This window comes from Sphingomonas radicis (assembly GCF_051400635.1).
Lineage (GTDB): Bacteria > Pseudomonadota > Alphaproteobacteria > Sphingomonadales > Sphingomonadaceae > Sphingomonas.
Genome location: NZ_JBLFFG010000001.1, coordinates 305,211 through 321,931, shown reverse-complemented (window position 1 = coordinate 321,931; position 16,721 = coordinate 305,211). Strand labels below are relative to the sequence as shown.

General features: G+C 64.9%; 12 protein-coding genes. 10 read left to right on the top strand and 2 right to left on the bottom strand.

Annotated elements, in window-relative coordinates; translation table 11 throughout:
- The 9 genes from ACMGDH_RS01395 to ACMGDH_RS01355 all read left to right on the top strand — a co-directional run bounded on the left by ACMGDH_RS01395 (position 1) and on the right by ACMGDH_RS01355 (position 12,472).
- The gene (locus ACMGDH_RS01395) at positions 1 to 516 is read left to right on the top strand and encodes an RNA polymerase sigma factor (protein WP_436826130.1); all 516 of its coding nucleotides are present in this window, start codon (positions 1 to 3) and stop codon (positions 514 to 516) included.
- 3 nt (positions 517 to 519) lie between these two features.
- Positions 520 to 1,500, top strand: a complete 981-nt coding sequence (locus ACMGDH_RS01390; protein ID WP_436826129.1) for a FecR family protein — start codon at positions 520 to 522, stop codon at positions 1,498 to 1,500.
- Between the two features lie 28 nt (positions 1,501 to 1,528).
- A complete protein-coding gene (locus ACMGDH_RS01385; protein ID WP_436826128.1) occupies positions 1,529 to 4,603 on the top strand; it encodes a TonB-dependent receptor in 3,075 nt (1,024 codons plus the stop codon).
- Between the two features lie 115 nt (positions 4,604 to 4,718).
- Positions 4,719 to 7,370 carry a TonB-dependent receptor gene (locus ACMGDH_RS01380; protein WP_436826127.1) on the top strand — a complete coding sequence of 884 codons (2,652 nt, stop codon included), beginning with the start codon at positions 4,719 to 4,721 and terminating at the stop codon, positions 7,368 to 7,370.
- Positions 7,371 to 7,437: 67 nt separating this feature from the next.
- Positions 7,438 to 8,715 (top strand): metallophosphoesterase family protein, encoded by a 1,278-nt coding sequence (locus ACMGDH_RS01375; RefSeq protein ID WP_436826126.1) that lies wholly within the window; start codon positions 7,438 to 7,440, stop codon positions 8,713 to 8,715.
- Positions 8,716 to 8,739: 24 nt separating this feature from the next.
- Complete coding sequence (locus tag ACMGDH_RS01370) at positions 8,740 to 10,302, top strand: alkaline phosphatase D family protein (RefSeq protein WP_436826125.1); 1,563 nt, start codon at positions 8,740 to 8,742, stop codon at positions 10,300 to 10,302.
- Between the two features lie 11 nt (positions 10,303 to 10,313).
- Positions 10,314 to 11,747 (top strand): alkaline phosphatase family protein, encoded by a 1,434-nt coding sequence (locus ACMGDH_RS01365; protein ID WP_436826124.1) that lies wholly within the window; start codon positions 10,314 to 10,316, stop codon positions 11,745 to 11,747.
- A gap of 141 nt (positions 11,748 to 11,888) precedes the next feature.
- On the top strand, positions 11,889 to 12,275 hold the full coding sequence (locus ACMGDH_RS01360; protein ID WP_436826123.1) for a hypothetical protein: 387 nt from the start codon (positions 11,889 to 11,891) through the stop codon (positions 12,273 to 12,275).
- Positions 12,206 to 12,472: a helix-turn-helix transcriptional regulator gene (locus ACMGDH_RS01355; protein WP_436826122.1), complete on the top strand. Its 267-nt coding sequence runs from the start codon at positions 12,206 to 12,208 to the stop codon at positions 12,470 to 12,472. The genes ACMGDH_RS01360 and ACMGDH_RS01355 overlap by 70 nt, the downstream gene beginning before the upstream one ends.
- Before the next feature lie 34 nt (positions 12,473 to 12,506).
- Here ACMGDH_RS01355 and ACMGDH_RS01350 read toward each other — a convergent pair whose 3' ends face one another.
- Positions 12,507 to 12,911 (bottom strand): sulfatase-like hydrolase/transferase, encoded by a 405-nt coding sequence (locus ACMGDH_RS01350; RefSeq protein ID WP_436827199.1) that lies wholly within the window; start codon positions 12,909 to 12,911, stop codon positions 12,507 to 12,509.
- Positions 12,829 to 13,317, bottom strand: a complete 489-nt coding sequence (locus tag ACMGDH_RS01345) for a hypothetical protein (RefSeq protein ID WP_436827245.1) — start codon at positions 13,315 to 13,317, stop codon at positions 12,829 to 12,831. Before ACMGDH_RS01345 ends, ACMGDH_RS01350 begins: the two co-directional genes overlap by 83 nt.
- Before the next feature lie 108 nt (positions 13,318 to 13,425).
- Here ACMGDH_RS01345 and ACMGDH_RS01340 point away from each other — a divergent pair, with 108 nt between their 5' ends.
- Complete coding sequence (locus tag ACMGDH_RS01340) at positions 13,426 to 16,626, top strand: TonB-dependent receptor domain-containing protein (RefSeq protein WP_436826121.1); 3,201 nt, start codon at positions 13,426 to 13,428, stop codon at positions 16,624 to 16,626.
- Positions 16,627 to 16,721: the final 95 nt, after the last annotated feature.

Sequence of the window (16,721 nt, the reverse complement as noted above, 5' to 3'; positions counted from 1 at the left end):
GTGGCCCGCGAGATCCTTCCTCACGAGCCTGGCGCCCGTCGCTGGGCTCAGCGGCGCTGGGGCACGTTGGTCGACGTCGATGACGTGATCCAGGAAGTCTATTGCCGGATATCCGCGCTCGACTCTATCGACCATATCGACAACGGCCGCGCCTATCTGTTCCGTGCGCTGCAGGCGGTGGTGCTCGACAGCCTTCGGCGAGCCAAGGTCGCAAACACGCGAACGATGACGGAAATCGACTGGTTCGACGTCGTGGATGAAAGTCCCGGTGCGGACCGGCACGTCGAAGCGATCCAGGAACTTGGCCGAGTGAACCAGCAGCTGTCGGAATTGTCGCAGACCTGCCGGCGTGTAATCGAGCTCCGCCGCATCCACGGACTGTCGCAGCGCGAGACCGCGCACCAGCTCGGCGTGACTGAGAATGTCGTCGAGAATCACGTCGCGCGCGGCATCCGGCGCGTGCTCCAGGCGCTGTCAGAGGAAAATGGCCCGCCCGACGAGAAGAGGCGGCACTAGCGGATGGCCGTGGATTCGATGAACGAGATCGAGGATCAGGCAGCTCGCTGGTCGGCGCGGGTCGCGCACGGCGAGATGACTGCCGCGCGCAGTGAGGAGCTCGAAGCTTGGCTGATGCGTGACCGACGGCACCGCGGCGCCTATCTGCGAGCCCAAGCTGCGCTGATTCATCTTGAGGAGACGGTGATCGAAGGGCCGCGGCTGGGCGCGATTGGCAACGACAATCCTCCGGTGCCGGTCGGGCGGATCGATACGCCGCGACGCGCCCGCTGGCCACGCTATGCGATCGGCGGCGGGGTGATCGCCGCCTGCGTGGCCGGGCTGCTGATGTTCGGGCTGCCGGCGCTACGTCCGACAGCGTCAGGGGCCGCATCGCCGACAGAGATCGCGCTCGCAGACGGTTCGGTGGTGGTGCTCGGGGCCGGCGGCAGGATCAGCCAGGCGATCGGCGCGAGCCGCCGCGAGGTCACGCTTCAAAGCGGCGAGGCGACCTTCCGGGTAGCGCATGACGCTTCGCGGCCGTTCGTCGTTCGCTCGGGCCGGGTCTTCGCTCAGGCAACGGGGACCGTCTACTCGGTTCGCCGCCTGAGGGACGACGGCGGTGTGGTGCGCGTGCGCGAGGGTAGCGTGTTGGTGTGGGCCGAGGGCGCGCGCGCAGCGGCGGTCGCGGTCCGTGCGGGAGGGAGCATGTCGCTGGATCCTCAGGGACGCGATACGGCGCCAGCCAATGCCGCGCAACAGTCATTGCCTGGGCCCGACCACCTGGCGGAATTCTCGTTCGACGACGTACCTATCGCGACCGCGGCGGCGCGCTTCAATCGCGTCAACTCCACCAAGATCGTGATCCGCGACAAGGCTCTGGGCGCCACGCCGATCGTCGGCTTGTTCAAGTCCGACGAGCCGGAGCGCTTCGCCGAAGCTGCAGCGGCGCTCACCGGTGCGCGCGTCGTCCGCCGCGAGGGCGCGATCGTCATCGAGAAGTAGCACGGCAACTATAGGCGACCTGAGCGTCATGGAGCCTCGCCGCCGACGCCTTACCCTGCTCGCCGTCGCGACCGCCGTGGCTGCGCCCGCACCGCTCGCCGCGCAGGAGCGGGCGACCGCTTTCAATGTCCCGCGCCAGCCCGCTTCGAGGGGAATCCGCATGCTGGCGTCGCAGGCCGGCATCCAGGTGATCGTCGCCTCGGCTGCGGTGGAGGGCCGTCAGACCCGGGCAGTGCGCGGCCGGATGACGGCGCGGGCCGCACTCGATCGCCTGCTGGCGGAGAGCGGACTGGTGCTGCGCTCGTTCGCCGGCGGGGTGGCGATCATCGACATCGATCGTGCGACGCCAGAGCCGCCGTCTCCGCCGACCATCGTCGTGACCGGATATCGCACGGCCGACCCCGATCACGCTGCGCTCACGCCGCAGCGATCGGTGCGGATCGAGGAAGCCGAGCGGCTCGGAAGGATTACGCTGCACGATGTGCTGATGCGCGAGCCTGCCATCGCAGCGGGCGGGGGGCTGGCGAGCGCTTTCGGACAGTCCTGGGACGCGGGCATCGCGACGGTATCGCTGCGCAGCCTCGGCGCGAGCCGCAGCCTCGCACTGGTCGACGGACGGCGGCGCGTCGCGGGGTCGGCGCGCTCGACGGCCATCGACGTCAACATGATTCCCGCCGCGATGGTCGACCGTGTCGAGATCACCACCGGCGCGGCTCCGCTCCACGGCACGGATTCGATCGCCGGCACGATCAATATCGTGACCAAGCAGCGCGTGGAGGGCTTGACCCTCAGCGCGATCAACGGGATCTCCGAGCGCGGCGACGCGGCCTCGCGCTCGGTATCGCTCGCCGCCGGAACGCGTTTCGACGATGGGCGCGGGTCGATTGCGATCGGGGGCACCTATTCGGAGATCGATCCGCTGCTGTTCGGCCAGCGCTACGACAGTTACGTCAACAGCGTCGCCAACCCCGCGAACACCGGTGCCAACGACGGCATTCCCGACCGTCTGACCGTCCGCGACTTCCGCCAGGTCTATTATGCCTATGCGCCGAGCTTCTTCTTTGGAGGCAACTCATATCTGATAGACGAGGGAACGCCCCGGATCGCCCGCTATGCGATGCCGCTCTACGATGGCGAATTCAGCTACGGCGATGGGGGAGACGGCCGCAACCTTCGTGACCGCGACCAGCTGAGGGGCGGACTCGATGCGCTCGCAGTGCTCGCGCGTGTACATTATGATTTCGAAGGCGGGATTCGATATCAGGCAGGCATCGACGCTGCAGGGAGCCGTTATCAGGGCATCGCGGGCATCCCTTTGCACCGCGACGACAGCCGGCCGAGCTGGTTCGACGGCGCCGGCGGCGCGGTGGCCCGGCTCGACAATCCGCTGCTTCCGTCCGCGCTGCGCGCCTTCATGCTGGCAAACGGCGTAGGGGAGCTCGCCATCGCGCGCACCTATGGCAACTTCCCGGTAATGCGCGAGGCGCACGACCGGCGCAGCCTGACGCTGACCCAGAGCCTCGCCGGGCCGCTGGCCGGTAGGATGGCGTGGAAGGCCTGGGTCCAGCACGGCCGCGCGACCGATGCGGTGACGACCAGCGATATCCCCCGCGCCGCGCAGTGGGTCGCAGCGCGCGACGTGATCGCCGACCCGGTCAGCGGCGCACCCATGTGCCGTGACGCAGCGGCGCGCGCTGCGGGATGCGTGCCGCTCGACATCTTCGGCCAGGCGCCGCCCTCGACGGCGCTCAAGGCCTATGTGCTCGGCAGCCGCAACGAGCGCCGCACCACCAGCCAGAGCCTGTTCGGTGCGGAGGCCTCGGGCCCTCTCGGGGCGCTGCCCGGCGGCGACGCGTCGCTCCTGCTCGGATTCGAGCATCGCCGCGACACGCTGGCGACGCGTGACGATCCGCGGATGGCGAGCGAGTTCAGCATCGGCATGGGCGGCTATCCAGTGCATCCGGATCTCGACGTGGCCGCGGAGGTGTCCGAGCTTTACGGACGTCTTGCCCTGCCGCTGCTTCGCGAGCGTCCGCTGGCGCACAGCCTCGAGGCCGAGGCTAGCTTCCGCTATTCGCGCCACAACGCTGTGGGAGACATCCTGGGCTGGCAGTTCGCGGGCGCCTGGTCGCCGGTTGAGGGCATGGGCTTCCGCGTTGCGCGCGCGCGCAGCGTTCGCGCCCCCGATTTCGGCGAACTCTACGAGCCCGCGATCGTCCGCGAGCTCGGCTCGATTAGCGACCCTTGCGAAGCGGCGGACTATTATCAGAACCCGGTGCGCACGGCGAATTGCCGCGCGCTCGGCATCACGACCCCGCTCGTCGACTTCAAGCTAGGCCCCTATGTGACAACCGAGGGCAATGCGGACCTCAGCCCGGAAACCGCGGACAGCCTGACGCTGGGGCTGATGCTCCAGCCGCGCTTCCTGCCGCGGTTCAAGGCCGCCGTCGACTATTGGGACATCAGCATCGCCGACGCGATCGTCCAGTACAGCGACCGGCAGGTGATGAACCTGTGCGTCGACCTGCCGGCCATCGACAATGTCTTCTGTCGCGCGATCGACCGCGACCCCGCCGACGGCCATGTCAGCGCGATCCGGATCCGGCAGGTCAACGCAGCGCGAATGCGCACGCGCGGCGTGGACGTCAGTGCGTCCTATCAATCGCAAGTCGGAAGCGGAACGATGCGGCTCGGCGTCACGGGCAGCTACCTGCTTCAGCAGCGCATTGAGACGCTGGAAGGCGTGGCCGCGGGGAATATCGACGATGCGGGCGACTGGCGGCACCCGCGATTTCGCGCGACAATGCTCGCAACCTATGCGCTGGGGCCGCTCAGCATCAGCTTCGACACGCGTTTCGTCAGCTCCGGCAAGCTGGATGCCAGTGCTCAATCGGCCGAAGCCTATGACGACAATCATATCCCGCCTCTTGTCTATAATGATCTTTCGGTACGCGCGGCAGTGAGTTCGAAGATGGAGGTCTGGGTAGGGGTCAACAATATCTTCGACACTCCGCCACCCTATATGTATTCGATCTATAAGAATGGCACCCTGTACGATAATATAAGGCGGTATTTCTATGTAAGAACACAAATGAAGCTTTAAGTTATTTTGTAATAAAATTTAAATATTTCCGTCTTCCAGAATTAATATTGTGGGGTGCGACGGAAAGTCGCGGCAGCTGCGTCATGGAGCCGAACCACAAATTGGGGGCTTCATCATGCGCTTCACTTTTCCCCGGGCCGCGGCCTCGATTGCCGCGATCGCGGTTGCCACGCTCGCCTCGCCGGCGCTCGCCGGCGCCAACGATCCCGATCTGGCAGCGGAGCAGACGGACCCGCCGCAGGAGGTCGTGGTCCTTGGCAGCGCCGACCGTGCCGCCGAGGAAGTGAACAACCGACGCGCGGCGCTGGGTGTGGTCGACACGCTGACACAGGATGACACCGGCGACCTCGCGGACGAGACACTGGCGGACGCGCTGATCCGCGTGCCTGGGGTCAGCGCGATGCAGACGCTCTATGGCGAGCAGGAGGCGTCCTATGTCTCGGTGCGCGGAATCTCGCCGGACCTGAACTTCACATCGTTCGACGGGATGGCGATGTTCTCGGCCGCCAACGACGGCGATGGGCTGCGTCGCGTGGACCTCAACCTGATCCCCACGCAGATTTCCCGGACCACACAGGTATTCAAGACGTTCACGGCCGATCTCGAGGCCGGGGCGATCGGCGGCGTCACCAATATCGCCCCGCGTAGCGCGCTCAACGGCAAGGACACTTTCTACGTCGACGCTTTCACCGTGCTCCAGACCGGCCACGGGAAATATGTTCCGGGGACCAACAGCCGCGGAAGCTATAGCGACACGCCCTGGGGCGGCGGCGTCAAGGGCCTGTGGGCGCATAAGTTCGGCGCCGACGATCGCTTCGGCATCGTCCTGTCCGGCATGTATCGCCAGCGCGCCTATGACTATACCAAGCGCAACCCCAACGGGCGCGTCTTCTATCAGGCCAGCGGCGCGACGGCGAGCAACAACCTGTCCAACTGGGATGGCCAGCATCCGCTGCCGACGCTGATCCGCCCGATGGATTATACCCATTTTACGCGAACGTTTGGCGGATCGGCGCAGATCGAATATGAGCCCACGCCGGGGCTGCAGCTGTCGCTGCTCGGCTATGGCTACAAGCAGCTCGAAGACCAGACGCTCAACCAGTTCTATGTCGAGCAGTATAGCGGGCTTGTCCGCACCGGCCCGGAGACCGCGCGGCTCAAGATCGGCCGAACCCGGCCTTCTTACTCCTACGACCGATTCGAGAACGAGACCGCCGGGGCGATCTTCAAGGCGGTGAAGGAGATCGGTGCGGACTCCTCGCTCGAAGCGCGCGCTGGCTGGAACATGAACAAGTTCTACGACATGGATCTGACGGCGATCTATGCCTACAGCCCGCCCAGCTCCTTCATCAACTACGACATGTCGGAGATTTCCGACCGGATCACGATCGACAATTACGATCCGCTGGTGAACGCGGCAAACTACCGGCTTTCGTCGACATCCGACCTGTTCGTCGACGCCAAGATGACGTCGGTCGAGGGCAGGCTCGACTTCAAGAAGAACTACGGCCGCGGTGGCGAGGGCTTCGGCTTCGCGGTGGGAATGGACGCGCGCAGCGTCAAGGCGGTGCGCGACCAGCGTGAAGTCCTTTACACCAACAACAGCAGCCCGATGGGCGACATCGGGTTCGTTCCCGCAGGTTTCCGGCCCTGGATGTACGACATGCCGGTCCTCTGGATCGACTATGCAAAGTTCGAACAGAACGTGAAGCCGAACCTCGCGATCAACCAGAACTCCACCAACAACGCGGCCTGGTCCGGCGACTACAGCTACAGGGAGCGCATCCTCGCTACCTACGCTTCGCTGAGCTATGCGACCGACGGCTTCCGCGCGATCGCAGGGCTGCGCTACGACGACGTCGAGTTCAGCGCGCGCTCACCGCTCTCCGTTGACGGTCGTTACGGCGGCGCGTTCCAGCGCCACGACGGCGACTATCGCTTCCTCCTGCCGTCGGCGCTCATCACCTACGACGTCGCCGACGGCTTCCGGCTCAAAGCCGCCTATAGCCGAACGCTCGGCCGGCCTGCCTTCGAGCAGATCGCGCGCGCCGAGTCGCGGGATGACGACGATCTGACGATCTCGCGCGGCAATCCTGATCTCAAGCCGCGCAAGTCGGACAATTTCGACGTCGCGGTCGAATATTATTCCGAGGGCAATACCCTGCTCGCGCTCAGCGGCTTCTGGAAGAATATTAAGGACGACATTTACACGATGCGCGGCGCCGACGAGATCATCAATGGCGCCACCTATGAAGTCACCCAGCCGATGAACGCGCTCTCGTCGAAGATGCGCGGTCTCGAGTTCCAGTTCGTCAGCAGCAAGCTCCCCGGCATGCCCGGCTTCCTGAAGGACAAGCTCGGCATCTCCGCGAACCTTACGCGGATGTGGGCGGACATGACCTATCTCTCGGGTACGACCGAGGTCCATCTGGACGCGCTGCAGTATCAGGCGGACTGGCTCGCCAACGCCAGCGTCTTCTATCGCCTTCCCAACAAGGGCGAGGTCCGGGTTGCGTATAACTGGAAGAGCAAGAGCCCGATCTCGCTCGGCGCGTATTCCTGGACGACCTATTGGCTCGAATCCCGCGGACAGCTGGATGCCGCGCTGCGCTATTCGCTCGCGGACAACGTCATCGTGAAGCTTCAGGCCAACAACATCCTCGAGGAGCCGATCGCGCAGGGCTATTACAACGACGCTTATCCGATGCGGCGGTACGAGATGACGCGCAACCGCTCGTTCCAGCTCGACGTCATCTTCCGGATGTAGTCGCAGCAGGGGAGGCGGCAGCGCCTCCCCGCGAAAGCCTTCTCTTCTGCGGCACGGGACAACAGCCATGCGCACATTCCAGCAAATCCAGCGAGCCGGCGCCGCCCTGGCGCTTGCCTTCGCGGCTGTGCCCGCCCAGGCCGCCGCGCCCGGCTACGCCGATTGTGGCGACTTCACCGTCGCCATGATCCCCGACACGCAGAACTATGACGATTATCGGCACCAGAAGTGGTCCGGCTTCCGCTTCGACGCCTCCGAGCAATATTTCCAGCAGATGCGCTGGATCGCCGCGAATGCCAAAAGCGCGGGCGGCGACATCGTCTTCGCCACCCATGTCGGCGACGTCTGGCAGCATTATTCCGAGTGGATGGATCCGGGTCACGCCGCACGCGGCTTCCAATGGATTCCCAACGGGGGTTCCGAAGTCGCCCGTTCGCCCAAGGTCCATACCCGCGCATTCGAGATTCCGCTCGCGGTCCAGGGATTCCAGCTGATTGCCGGCAGGCTGCCCTTCGCAGTGGTGCCGGGCAATCACGACTATGACGCGCTATGGACCGATCCGGCGCATCCGCCCCGACCGGAGCTGAAGAAGGACGGCAAGCGCCACGTCGGCGGCCTGACCGGCTTTCAATCCGCATTCTCCGACAAGTCGGCCTTCTTTGCCGGCCAGCCCTGGTATGTCGGCGCGCATGACGGCGGCGCGGACAGCGCGCAGGTCTTCACCGCCGGCAAATGCCGGTTCCTGCATATCGGTCTGCAATATCACGCGCCGGACGCATCGCTCGCCTGGGCGGCGGGAATGATCCGGCGCTTTCCCGGCCTTCCCGTGATCGTGAGCACCCACGATTATCTCGGCCGCGACGGCAAGCGTAACCTGCGCTCCAATCCCGACAACAGCGCGCTCGACCTGCGCGACAACAACCCGCAGATGATGTGGGACGAGTTCATCAGCCAGCACGACCAGATCTTCCTGGTGCTGAGCGGGCATGTGGGCGGGCAGGGGCTCAGCACCGACACCAACCGCTTCGGCAATCGGGTCCATCAGATGATGGCGGATTATCAGGGCCGCGGACAGACCGCGAAGGACGCGGGCGCCGAAGACACCGATATTGGCGATGGCTGGCTGCGGCTGCTGACCTTCCGCCTCGGCGGTGCCAGCCCCGGCATCCGCGTGCGCACCTATTCGACTCATTACAAGAAGTTCAGCACCGAGCTCGCCGGCTATGCCGGATGGTACAAGGGGCATGAGGGCCAGTCGGCGCTGGCGGACGAGGAATATCTGAAGCGTGACGACTTCACGATTCCGCTGTCCGATTTTCACGCCCGTTTCCCGTCGGTTCGCTGACCCAGCCAAGGAAGGCTCTCGCCGATGCACCTCGATCGCCGCGCACTTGTTCTGGGTGCGAGCCAGCTCGTCCTTCTGGCGGGTCTGGCGCCCCAGCGGCTTTGGGCGGGTCAGCTTCAGGGTTATCCCTTCACCCTCGGCGTCGCATCGGGCGATCCCTGGCCAGACGGCTTCGTCATCTGGACCCGGCTCGCGCCCAAGCCGCTCGATCCGGGCAGCGGCATGCCGATGCAGGCGGTGCAAGTCTCGTGGGAAATCGCCGAGGACGAGGGCTTTGCGCGGATCGTCCAGTCGGGCGAAGCCTTCGCGCGGCCCGAGCTCGGACATAGCGTGCACGTCGAAGTGGGCGGGCTGCGGCCGGCGCGGCCCTATTGGTATCGTTTCAAGGCCAGCGGCGAGCTTAGCCCGGCGGGCATGGTGCGCACCGCACCGGCGGCGGGTGCGCGTGTGGATCGGCTGCGCATCGGCGTGGCCGGATGCCAGCATTGGGAGAACGGCTTCTACACCGCCTATCAGTATCTCGCGCAGGAACCCGACCTCGACGCCGTCTTCCACTATGGCGACTATATCTACGAACACTGGTCGCAGCGCGTCTGCCCCAGAGTCGACAACCAGCCAGTCTGCGTGCGCGATCATGTTGGTGGCGAAATTTATTCCCTCGACAGCTATCGCCGCCGCTACGCGCAGTACAAAAGCGACCCGGATCTGCAGGCCGCTCATCATGCCGCCGCGTTCCTGTCCACCTTCGACGATCACGAGGTGGACAATAACTGGGCCGACCTGATCGACGAGAAAGGCACGCCGCCAGAAGCGTTCGTGCTGCGGCGCTTTGCCGCGATGCAAGCGTGGTACGAGAACATGCCGGTGCGCAAGGCGCAATTCCCGCGCATGCAGGACATGCTGGCCTATCGCCGGCTCGACTATGGCGGGCTGCTGCGCGTCCATCTGCTCGATACGCGCAGCCATCGCACCGACCAGGTCTGCATGGACGGCAAGCGCAAGCCGTGCCCGCCGGAAATGCACATCTCGCGCACGATGCTGGGGGATGCGCAGGAGGCGTGGCTGGATCAGGGGTTGGGAAGCGAAGCGCGTTGGAACCTGATCGCGCAGCAAGTGCTCATGGCGCCCTTCGACCGGCGTAAGGCCGAGGAGACGCTCGCCAATCAGGGCACCGACAATTGGGACGGCTATCGCCCGGCGCGCGCGCGGCTGGTCGATTCGATCCAGCGGCGCCGCCTAACGAACGTCGTTGTCGCTTCGGGCGACTATCACAAGCATTTTGCAGGCGTAGTGCCCGTTCGCGACGAAGCGCTCGATGGCGAGATGGCGGCGGTGGAATTCCTGACCAGCTCGATCTCCACCGGCGGCAACGGCGGCGCGGTGGCCGGAATCGACACGCTGCTCGCCAGCAACCCGCACGTGAAGCTGTTCAACGACCAGCGCGGCTATCAGCTGTTCGACATCACCGCCGAGCGCTGGAAGACCGACATCAAGGTGCTCGACCAAGTCGAGCAGCGCGGCGGAAAGCTCAGCACGCTCGCGAGCTTCGCAGTGACGCCTGATCGCGCAGCCCTGCACCGCGCCTGACCGGAGATCCCATGACCCTTACTCGCCGTCGCCTTCTCCGCGGAGCCGCCCAGGCCAGCGCCTTCACCGCCGCGGCGACGCTGATGCCGCCAAACGTGCAGAAGCTGTTGGCCCAGGGACCGCGCCGCGCGGGCTCGCTGCGCGACATCAAGCATGTCGTGATGCTGATGCTCGAGAATCGCTCGTTCGACCATTATTTCGGGATGATGAAGGGGGTCCGCGGCTTCGGGGATCCGCACGCGTTGACGCTGTCCACTGGCCGAAACGTGTTCCACCAGCCCGATCCCGAGAACCCGCTCGGCTACATGCTGCCGTTCCACCTCGACACCTTCAACACGCGCGCGCAGGCGATCCCATCGACGGGGCACAGCTGGGCGGTGCAGCATGCCGCCTGGAACGGCGGCCGGATGGACAACTGGCTTCCTGCGCATCGTGCAGCCGATGGCGCGCACGGTCCGTACACGATGGGCTATTTCAAGCGCGAGGACGTGCCCTTCCACTATGCGCTCGCAGAGGCCTTCACCATCTGCGACACCTATCATTGCTCGGTGCTGGGATCGACGCGTCCCAACCGCTTCTACTGGCTCAGCGGCACAATCGATGCTGAGGGTCGCTATGGTGAGCCGCAGACGACGCAGAAGACTCCGCGCGAAGGGCTGACCTGGACCACCTATGCCGAGCGGCTGGAGGAGGCTGGAGTCAGCTGGAAGGTGTATCAGCACGCCGACAACGGCACCGGCTTCAACGTGCTGCGCCTGTTCCGCCGCTTCATGGATTCGAAGCCGGGCTCGCCGCTGCGCGTGAAGGGCATGCCCGTGGCGAGCGACGGGCAATTCGAATATGACGCGCTGCACGACCGGCTGCCGGCGGTGACCTGGCTGTGCCCGACCAACGAGGGATCGGAGCATCCCGCCAACTCGATGCCTGCGGCGGGCGCCGACTTCGTCGCCGGCAAGCTCGACGCGATCGCGGCCAACCCGGACGTGTGGGCCAAGACGGCATTCATCCTCAACTATGACGAGAACGACGGGCTGTTCGATCATGTCGCCCCGCCCGTGCCGCGGCCGGGGACGCCCGATGAGTTCATCGACGGCGTGCCGATCGGCGGCGGCTTTCGCGTGCCGTGCATCATCGTCTCGCCTTGGACGGCGGGGGGGTGGGTGTGCAGCCAGCCGTTCGATCACACTTCGGTACTGCGCCTGCTCGAACAAGTGACCGGGGTGCGCGAGCCAAATATTTCCCAATGGCGTCGCCTCACGTTCGGCGACCTCACCAAAGCCTTTCGTTTCGGGCAGCGCCCGGCACCGCCGCCCGCGCTGCCCAGCACCAGCGGCCTCCTGCGCCATGCGCACTATGCCAAGGCGACGCTTCCCGCGCCTGCGATCCCTACCGGTGAGCAGCCTGTTCCCATTCAAGAACCTGGAAGGCGAAGGCGAGTGGAGTGAACGTCAGCTTAGCCCAGGTTTGCTCCATTCAACCTTCGATCGAGCGGCGGCTCCGGGGTGGAAAACAGGCGTCAGCACTTCGCGCATGTAAGGTTGACCTAACACATATATCGTGTAAGGTAATGCTTACATGGAGGTGCTATGTTCACCAGAGCCGCTAATCAGCGTTTCACTATCTGGACGGTCGGCTGCTGGGCGCTCTTTATTGCGCTCACTTCTGTTGCGTCGGGCATGAAAGGGGTAGACCTCGGCTCGCCTGTCAGCATTGGCCTTTCGTTGGCCATCGGGGTGCCTATCGTCCTGCACGTCGCCGCCACCATTGAACTCGTCAATAGCGCCGATGAGTTCGCTCGCGCGATTACCTTCAAGCGTTTCGCTATCGCTTGGAGTGTCAGCACCGCGGTGTTCTGCGCTTGGGGATTCTCTGAGCAATACGCCGCCACGCCGCACGCGCCGGCATGGGTGATCTATCCGCTGTTCTGGATCGCGTTCGCATTCGTTTCCCTCATCGTCCGGTCCAGTCGCTAATGGAAAGCCGGTTACGCGAGCTGCGAACGCAGCGCGGCTGGACGCAGGAAGAGCTCGGGAGACAGGTTGGCGTCTCACGGCAAGCGATCATCGCGATCGAAACTGGAAGGCACGATCCGTCGCTGGATTTGGCGTACCGTTTGGCGGCCCGCTTCGGCCAGCCCGTCGAGTCCTTGTTCCCAAATCCACATTCCTGAATGGCCCGCCTTGATCTGAAGGTATTTCCCCAGTCTAAAGCCATGCGACGCAGGCTGTGCGCCTGGCGGGCATTCCCCGCGCGGCGTCGATTGTCCGACGAGTGACTGGCGTGTCGGTGAGCCCGACACGCCGCTCGTCAGCTGAATGCGGGTACCGTCGCACCTGCAACACGTGCAAGCGTGGGTACAGGTCAACGGCCTGAACCACGCTGCTGGCGTCGCGACGGCCAGCGGGGACTTTCCCCGGCCAGCGAGTGATGAGCGGCTGGCGTACGCCCCCTTCGTACAGGCTTGCTTTCCTGCCGCGATAGAGGCCCGGGAATCCCGGCGCGTTCGCCCCGATTGTCGGTCCGTTGTCAGACATAAAGACGATCAACATATCGTCTAGCTCGCCCGCCGCGCCCAGTCCCGCAACGAGCCGACCGATCTCCGCGTCCATCGCGGCCAGCACCGAGGAAATTCTCCTCTCGAGGCGTGCGGCCCTTGCCTTTCACTGGGGCAAGCTCCTCGGCACTGGGCACCCACGGCGAGTGCACGTCGGTCAACCAGAGCTGCGCAAACCAGGCGCGTTCCCTGCTGCGGCGTACGAAATCGATCGCCTTGTCGATGAAGCGTGCCGTGATCTGCGCGCGCGGAAGCCACTCGATGGGCTCCTTGCCAAGCGCGGCGCTCTGCCGCCCGATTTTGTTGGTGAGGTAAGCGACGTACGTTCGTCTTGAGCTTAGGGCGCTTCTATGACGCATTTCTGTGGTTTGCTGCGGGATTTCGAGAAGACCGAGCGCGATGGATGTCGTTGATTGCAGCCGCACGGCAGGGCAGCTGATCCAGCCCGGCTGCAAGCGCAAGTTTGTTGCTCCTCTAGCGCCTGCATGTGACATTTTCTTGGTGGGATCACCCTTCTCCTGCGTCTGAAGGATCGGAACCGCGATGTGCGCGGCAGGGAGGGTCGATACATGAACGATCGGGGGCGTTTCTCAATCTATGGCGGTTCGGTCGCAGCCATCGCGCTGTGCTTGGCAGGCAGTCCGGCAGCGGCAGCGCAGCAGGTGCGCAGCTTCAACATCTCGGCAGGCGATCTCAGTCAAGCGCTGAACGCCTTCGCCCGCCAAGCCAACCAGGAGATCATCTTCTCCAGCAACCTGGTGCAAGGCAGGCGCACGCGCGGCGTGCGCGGCAGCCTTCAGCCCCGTGCCGCGCTGCAGGCGCTGCTCCAGGGCACCGGGCTTCGCGCCGCGGGCGGGTCGGTGCTGACTCTGCGCGAGGCTGACGATCCCGATCCCGCGCCCCGGCCGCGTACTGTCACTTACGTGAGCTCCGCCCCCGCAAGCTATGCGGCGGTCCAGGATGGCCCGAGTACTGCGCCAATCGCAGCGGCGGGGCTGCAGGATAGCGAGCCCGTCGAAGTTCAAGAGCTCGTCGTCACTGGATCCCGCATCGTTCGCGACGGCACCACCGCGCCCGTGCCCACGACCGTGGTGACGCAGGAGAACATCCAAGACCGCAACCCGACCAACATCGCCGACTATGTCAACCAGTTGCCGTCGATGGGCATCGGCAACACGCCGCGCACCACCACTCTGTTCGCCAACGCCACCGGCGGCGCCAACCAGCTGAGCGCGAGGGATCTTGGCGTCACACGTACCCTGGTGCTGCTCGATGGCCGCCGTGTGGTCGGATCGGGCATGTCGCCCGCGGTCGACGTGAACCTGTTGCCGCAGAACCTGGTCGAGCGCGTCGATGTGGTCACCGGCGGCGCGTCGGCCGCCTATGGCTCGGATGCAGTCGCAGGCGTGGTGAACTTCGTCCTCGACACCGATTTCACAGGCCTGAAGGGCACGTTCAACTTCAGCCAGACCGACCGTAGCGATGGCCGCATCGTCTCGGGCGACCTCGCTTACGGTACAAAGCTCGGCAACCGCGGCCACCTGCTGGTCAGCGCCAACTACTATAAGGGCGAAGGCATCGACTTCTACGACGCCCCGCGCGACTGGTTCCAGCCGGGCCTGCGCCTGATGAACAATCCGGACTGGACGGCGACTAACGGCCAGCCGGGAACGATCGTTCGCACCGATGCGGGCTATAACAGCACGCCGGGCGGCGTGATCTCCACCGGCCCGTTGCGGGGCATCAACTTCCTGCCCGGCGGCACGGTCGGACAATTCGTGTTCGGCCCGATCCAGCAGGGCCAGGTTCAGGCGGGCGGCACCGTCGAATCGATGCCGATCCGGGGCTCGCTACTCCCCGACGACGAGCATTGGAGCGTCTACGGCCGGCTGAGCTACGAATTGTTCGACGGGGTCAACGCGGTGTTCGAGGCCAGCTATGCCGGCAATGACACAGTGAACTGGTCTGCCGTATACAACCGGCAGGGTGCCACACCTACCACCGGCATCATGGTCAATCGGGCCAACCCGTTCATTCCGCTGGTCGTGCAACAGGCGATGGACGAGGCGGGCGTGACGTCATTCATGATGAATCGCCTGTTCTACGACATGATCAACACGCCGGGCACCCATATCGGCGAAGCCGGTTATTATCGCCGACAGGACCGTATCCTTGCCGCGCTGGAAGGCAGCTTCGCGACAAGTGGTCGCTGGCGCGCCTATTACCAGCGCGGCCATAGTAACGTCTGGTACACGCGCGACAACAACCTGATGCCGACGCGCTTCAATCAGGCGATCGACGTTATCGCCAACCCGACGAGCGGTGGAGTGCCCGGCGTGGCGGCTGGCGCTCCGATCTGCCGCTCGACGCTGGCTGCGCCGACCAATGGCTGCGTACCGATGAACCTGTTCGGAGAAGGCTCGCTTGGCGCCGCCTCGATCGCGTGGGTCACCGGCTATAGCGAGGGACTGCAAACCCGGCAGGATCTCGACTTCTACCAGGACGTCTTCTCCATCGATGGGCAGTACAGCCCCTTCTCGACCTGGGCCGGTGCGGTGACAGTCGCCGCCGGCTTCGAATATCGCAAGGAATCCTTCTCCTCGACCGCCGATCCGACCTCGATGGCCTCGCTGTGGAACGTCGGCAACTTCAAGGGCGGCAGCAACGGTTATGACGTGAAGGAGTTCTTCGGCGAAATTCTGGTGCCGCTGCTCCGCGACTCGGCCTTTGGCGAACGGCTTGAATTGAATGGCGCGGTGCGCCGCACTGACTATTCGACGAGCGGCGCGGTCACTACGTGGAAAGCCGGGTTCACCTACGACGTGATCGGTGGCTTCCGCCTGCGTGGCACCCGGTCGCGCGACATCCGCGCACCCAACCTCAACGACCTGTTCGCGCCGAGCAGCCAGTTTGTGAACGCCTATCTCGACCGCTCTCAGCCGGGTAGCCCGCAGGTGCCGAACACCACGCTCAGCGGCGGCAACCCAAATCTGACGCCGGAAATTGCCGACACCTGGACCGCAGGCGGTATCTTCCAGCCCACCTTCCTGCCGGGGCTGAGCCTGTCGATCGACTGGTACAAGATCGATATCAAGGATGCGATCACCGCAGTCGGCGCCCAGCAGATCATCGACATGTGCTACGGCTTCAACCGTCCGGTGAACCCTGCCGCATGCGACTCGATCGTCCTCGCACCGGGCGCGTCGAACCTGGTCAACGCCACCATCTATACTAGCGGCATCAACGCCCAGAACGTGTCGGTTGAAGGCATCGACTATGAGGCGAGCTATCGCACCGAGCTGAGCCGCATCTCCGCCAGCCTGCCCGGGGCGCTGAACCTGCGCCTGCTTGTCTCGCAGCGGCTGCGGGACGAGACCAACCTTCCGGGTGATTCCAATCCGCCGACGCTGGGTACGATCGGCAGCCTGAAGTGGAAGGGGCTGATGACCGCGACCTATGCGATCGGGCCGAGCCGCACCACCCTGACCACCCGCTATCTGGGGTCCGGCAGGATCACCAACCAGCCCGAGACCAGCCGCACCGGCATCCCGGAGGCGTTCAACCGAGTCGATCCTGTCTGGTATTTCGAGCTCGCGCAGAATGTCGACCTTGAGATCGGGGGACGCAAGGTGACGCTGTTTGGCGTCGTCGAGAACCTGTTCGATCGCGATCCCGAACCGGTTCCGAGCAGCGGCACCTCGTTCGGCACCGGCGCGCCCTACGATCTGCTCGGCCGCAGCTATCGCCTGGGCTTCCGCTTCCGCCTCTGACAACCCTCCTGGAATCGTGTCCAACTCTCGGCATCCCGGCCCTGGCCGGGGTGCCGAGCTGTTTTCGGGCAGGGCCTCCAAGGCAAGTTACCGGA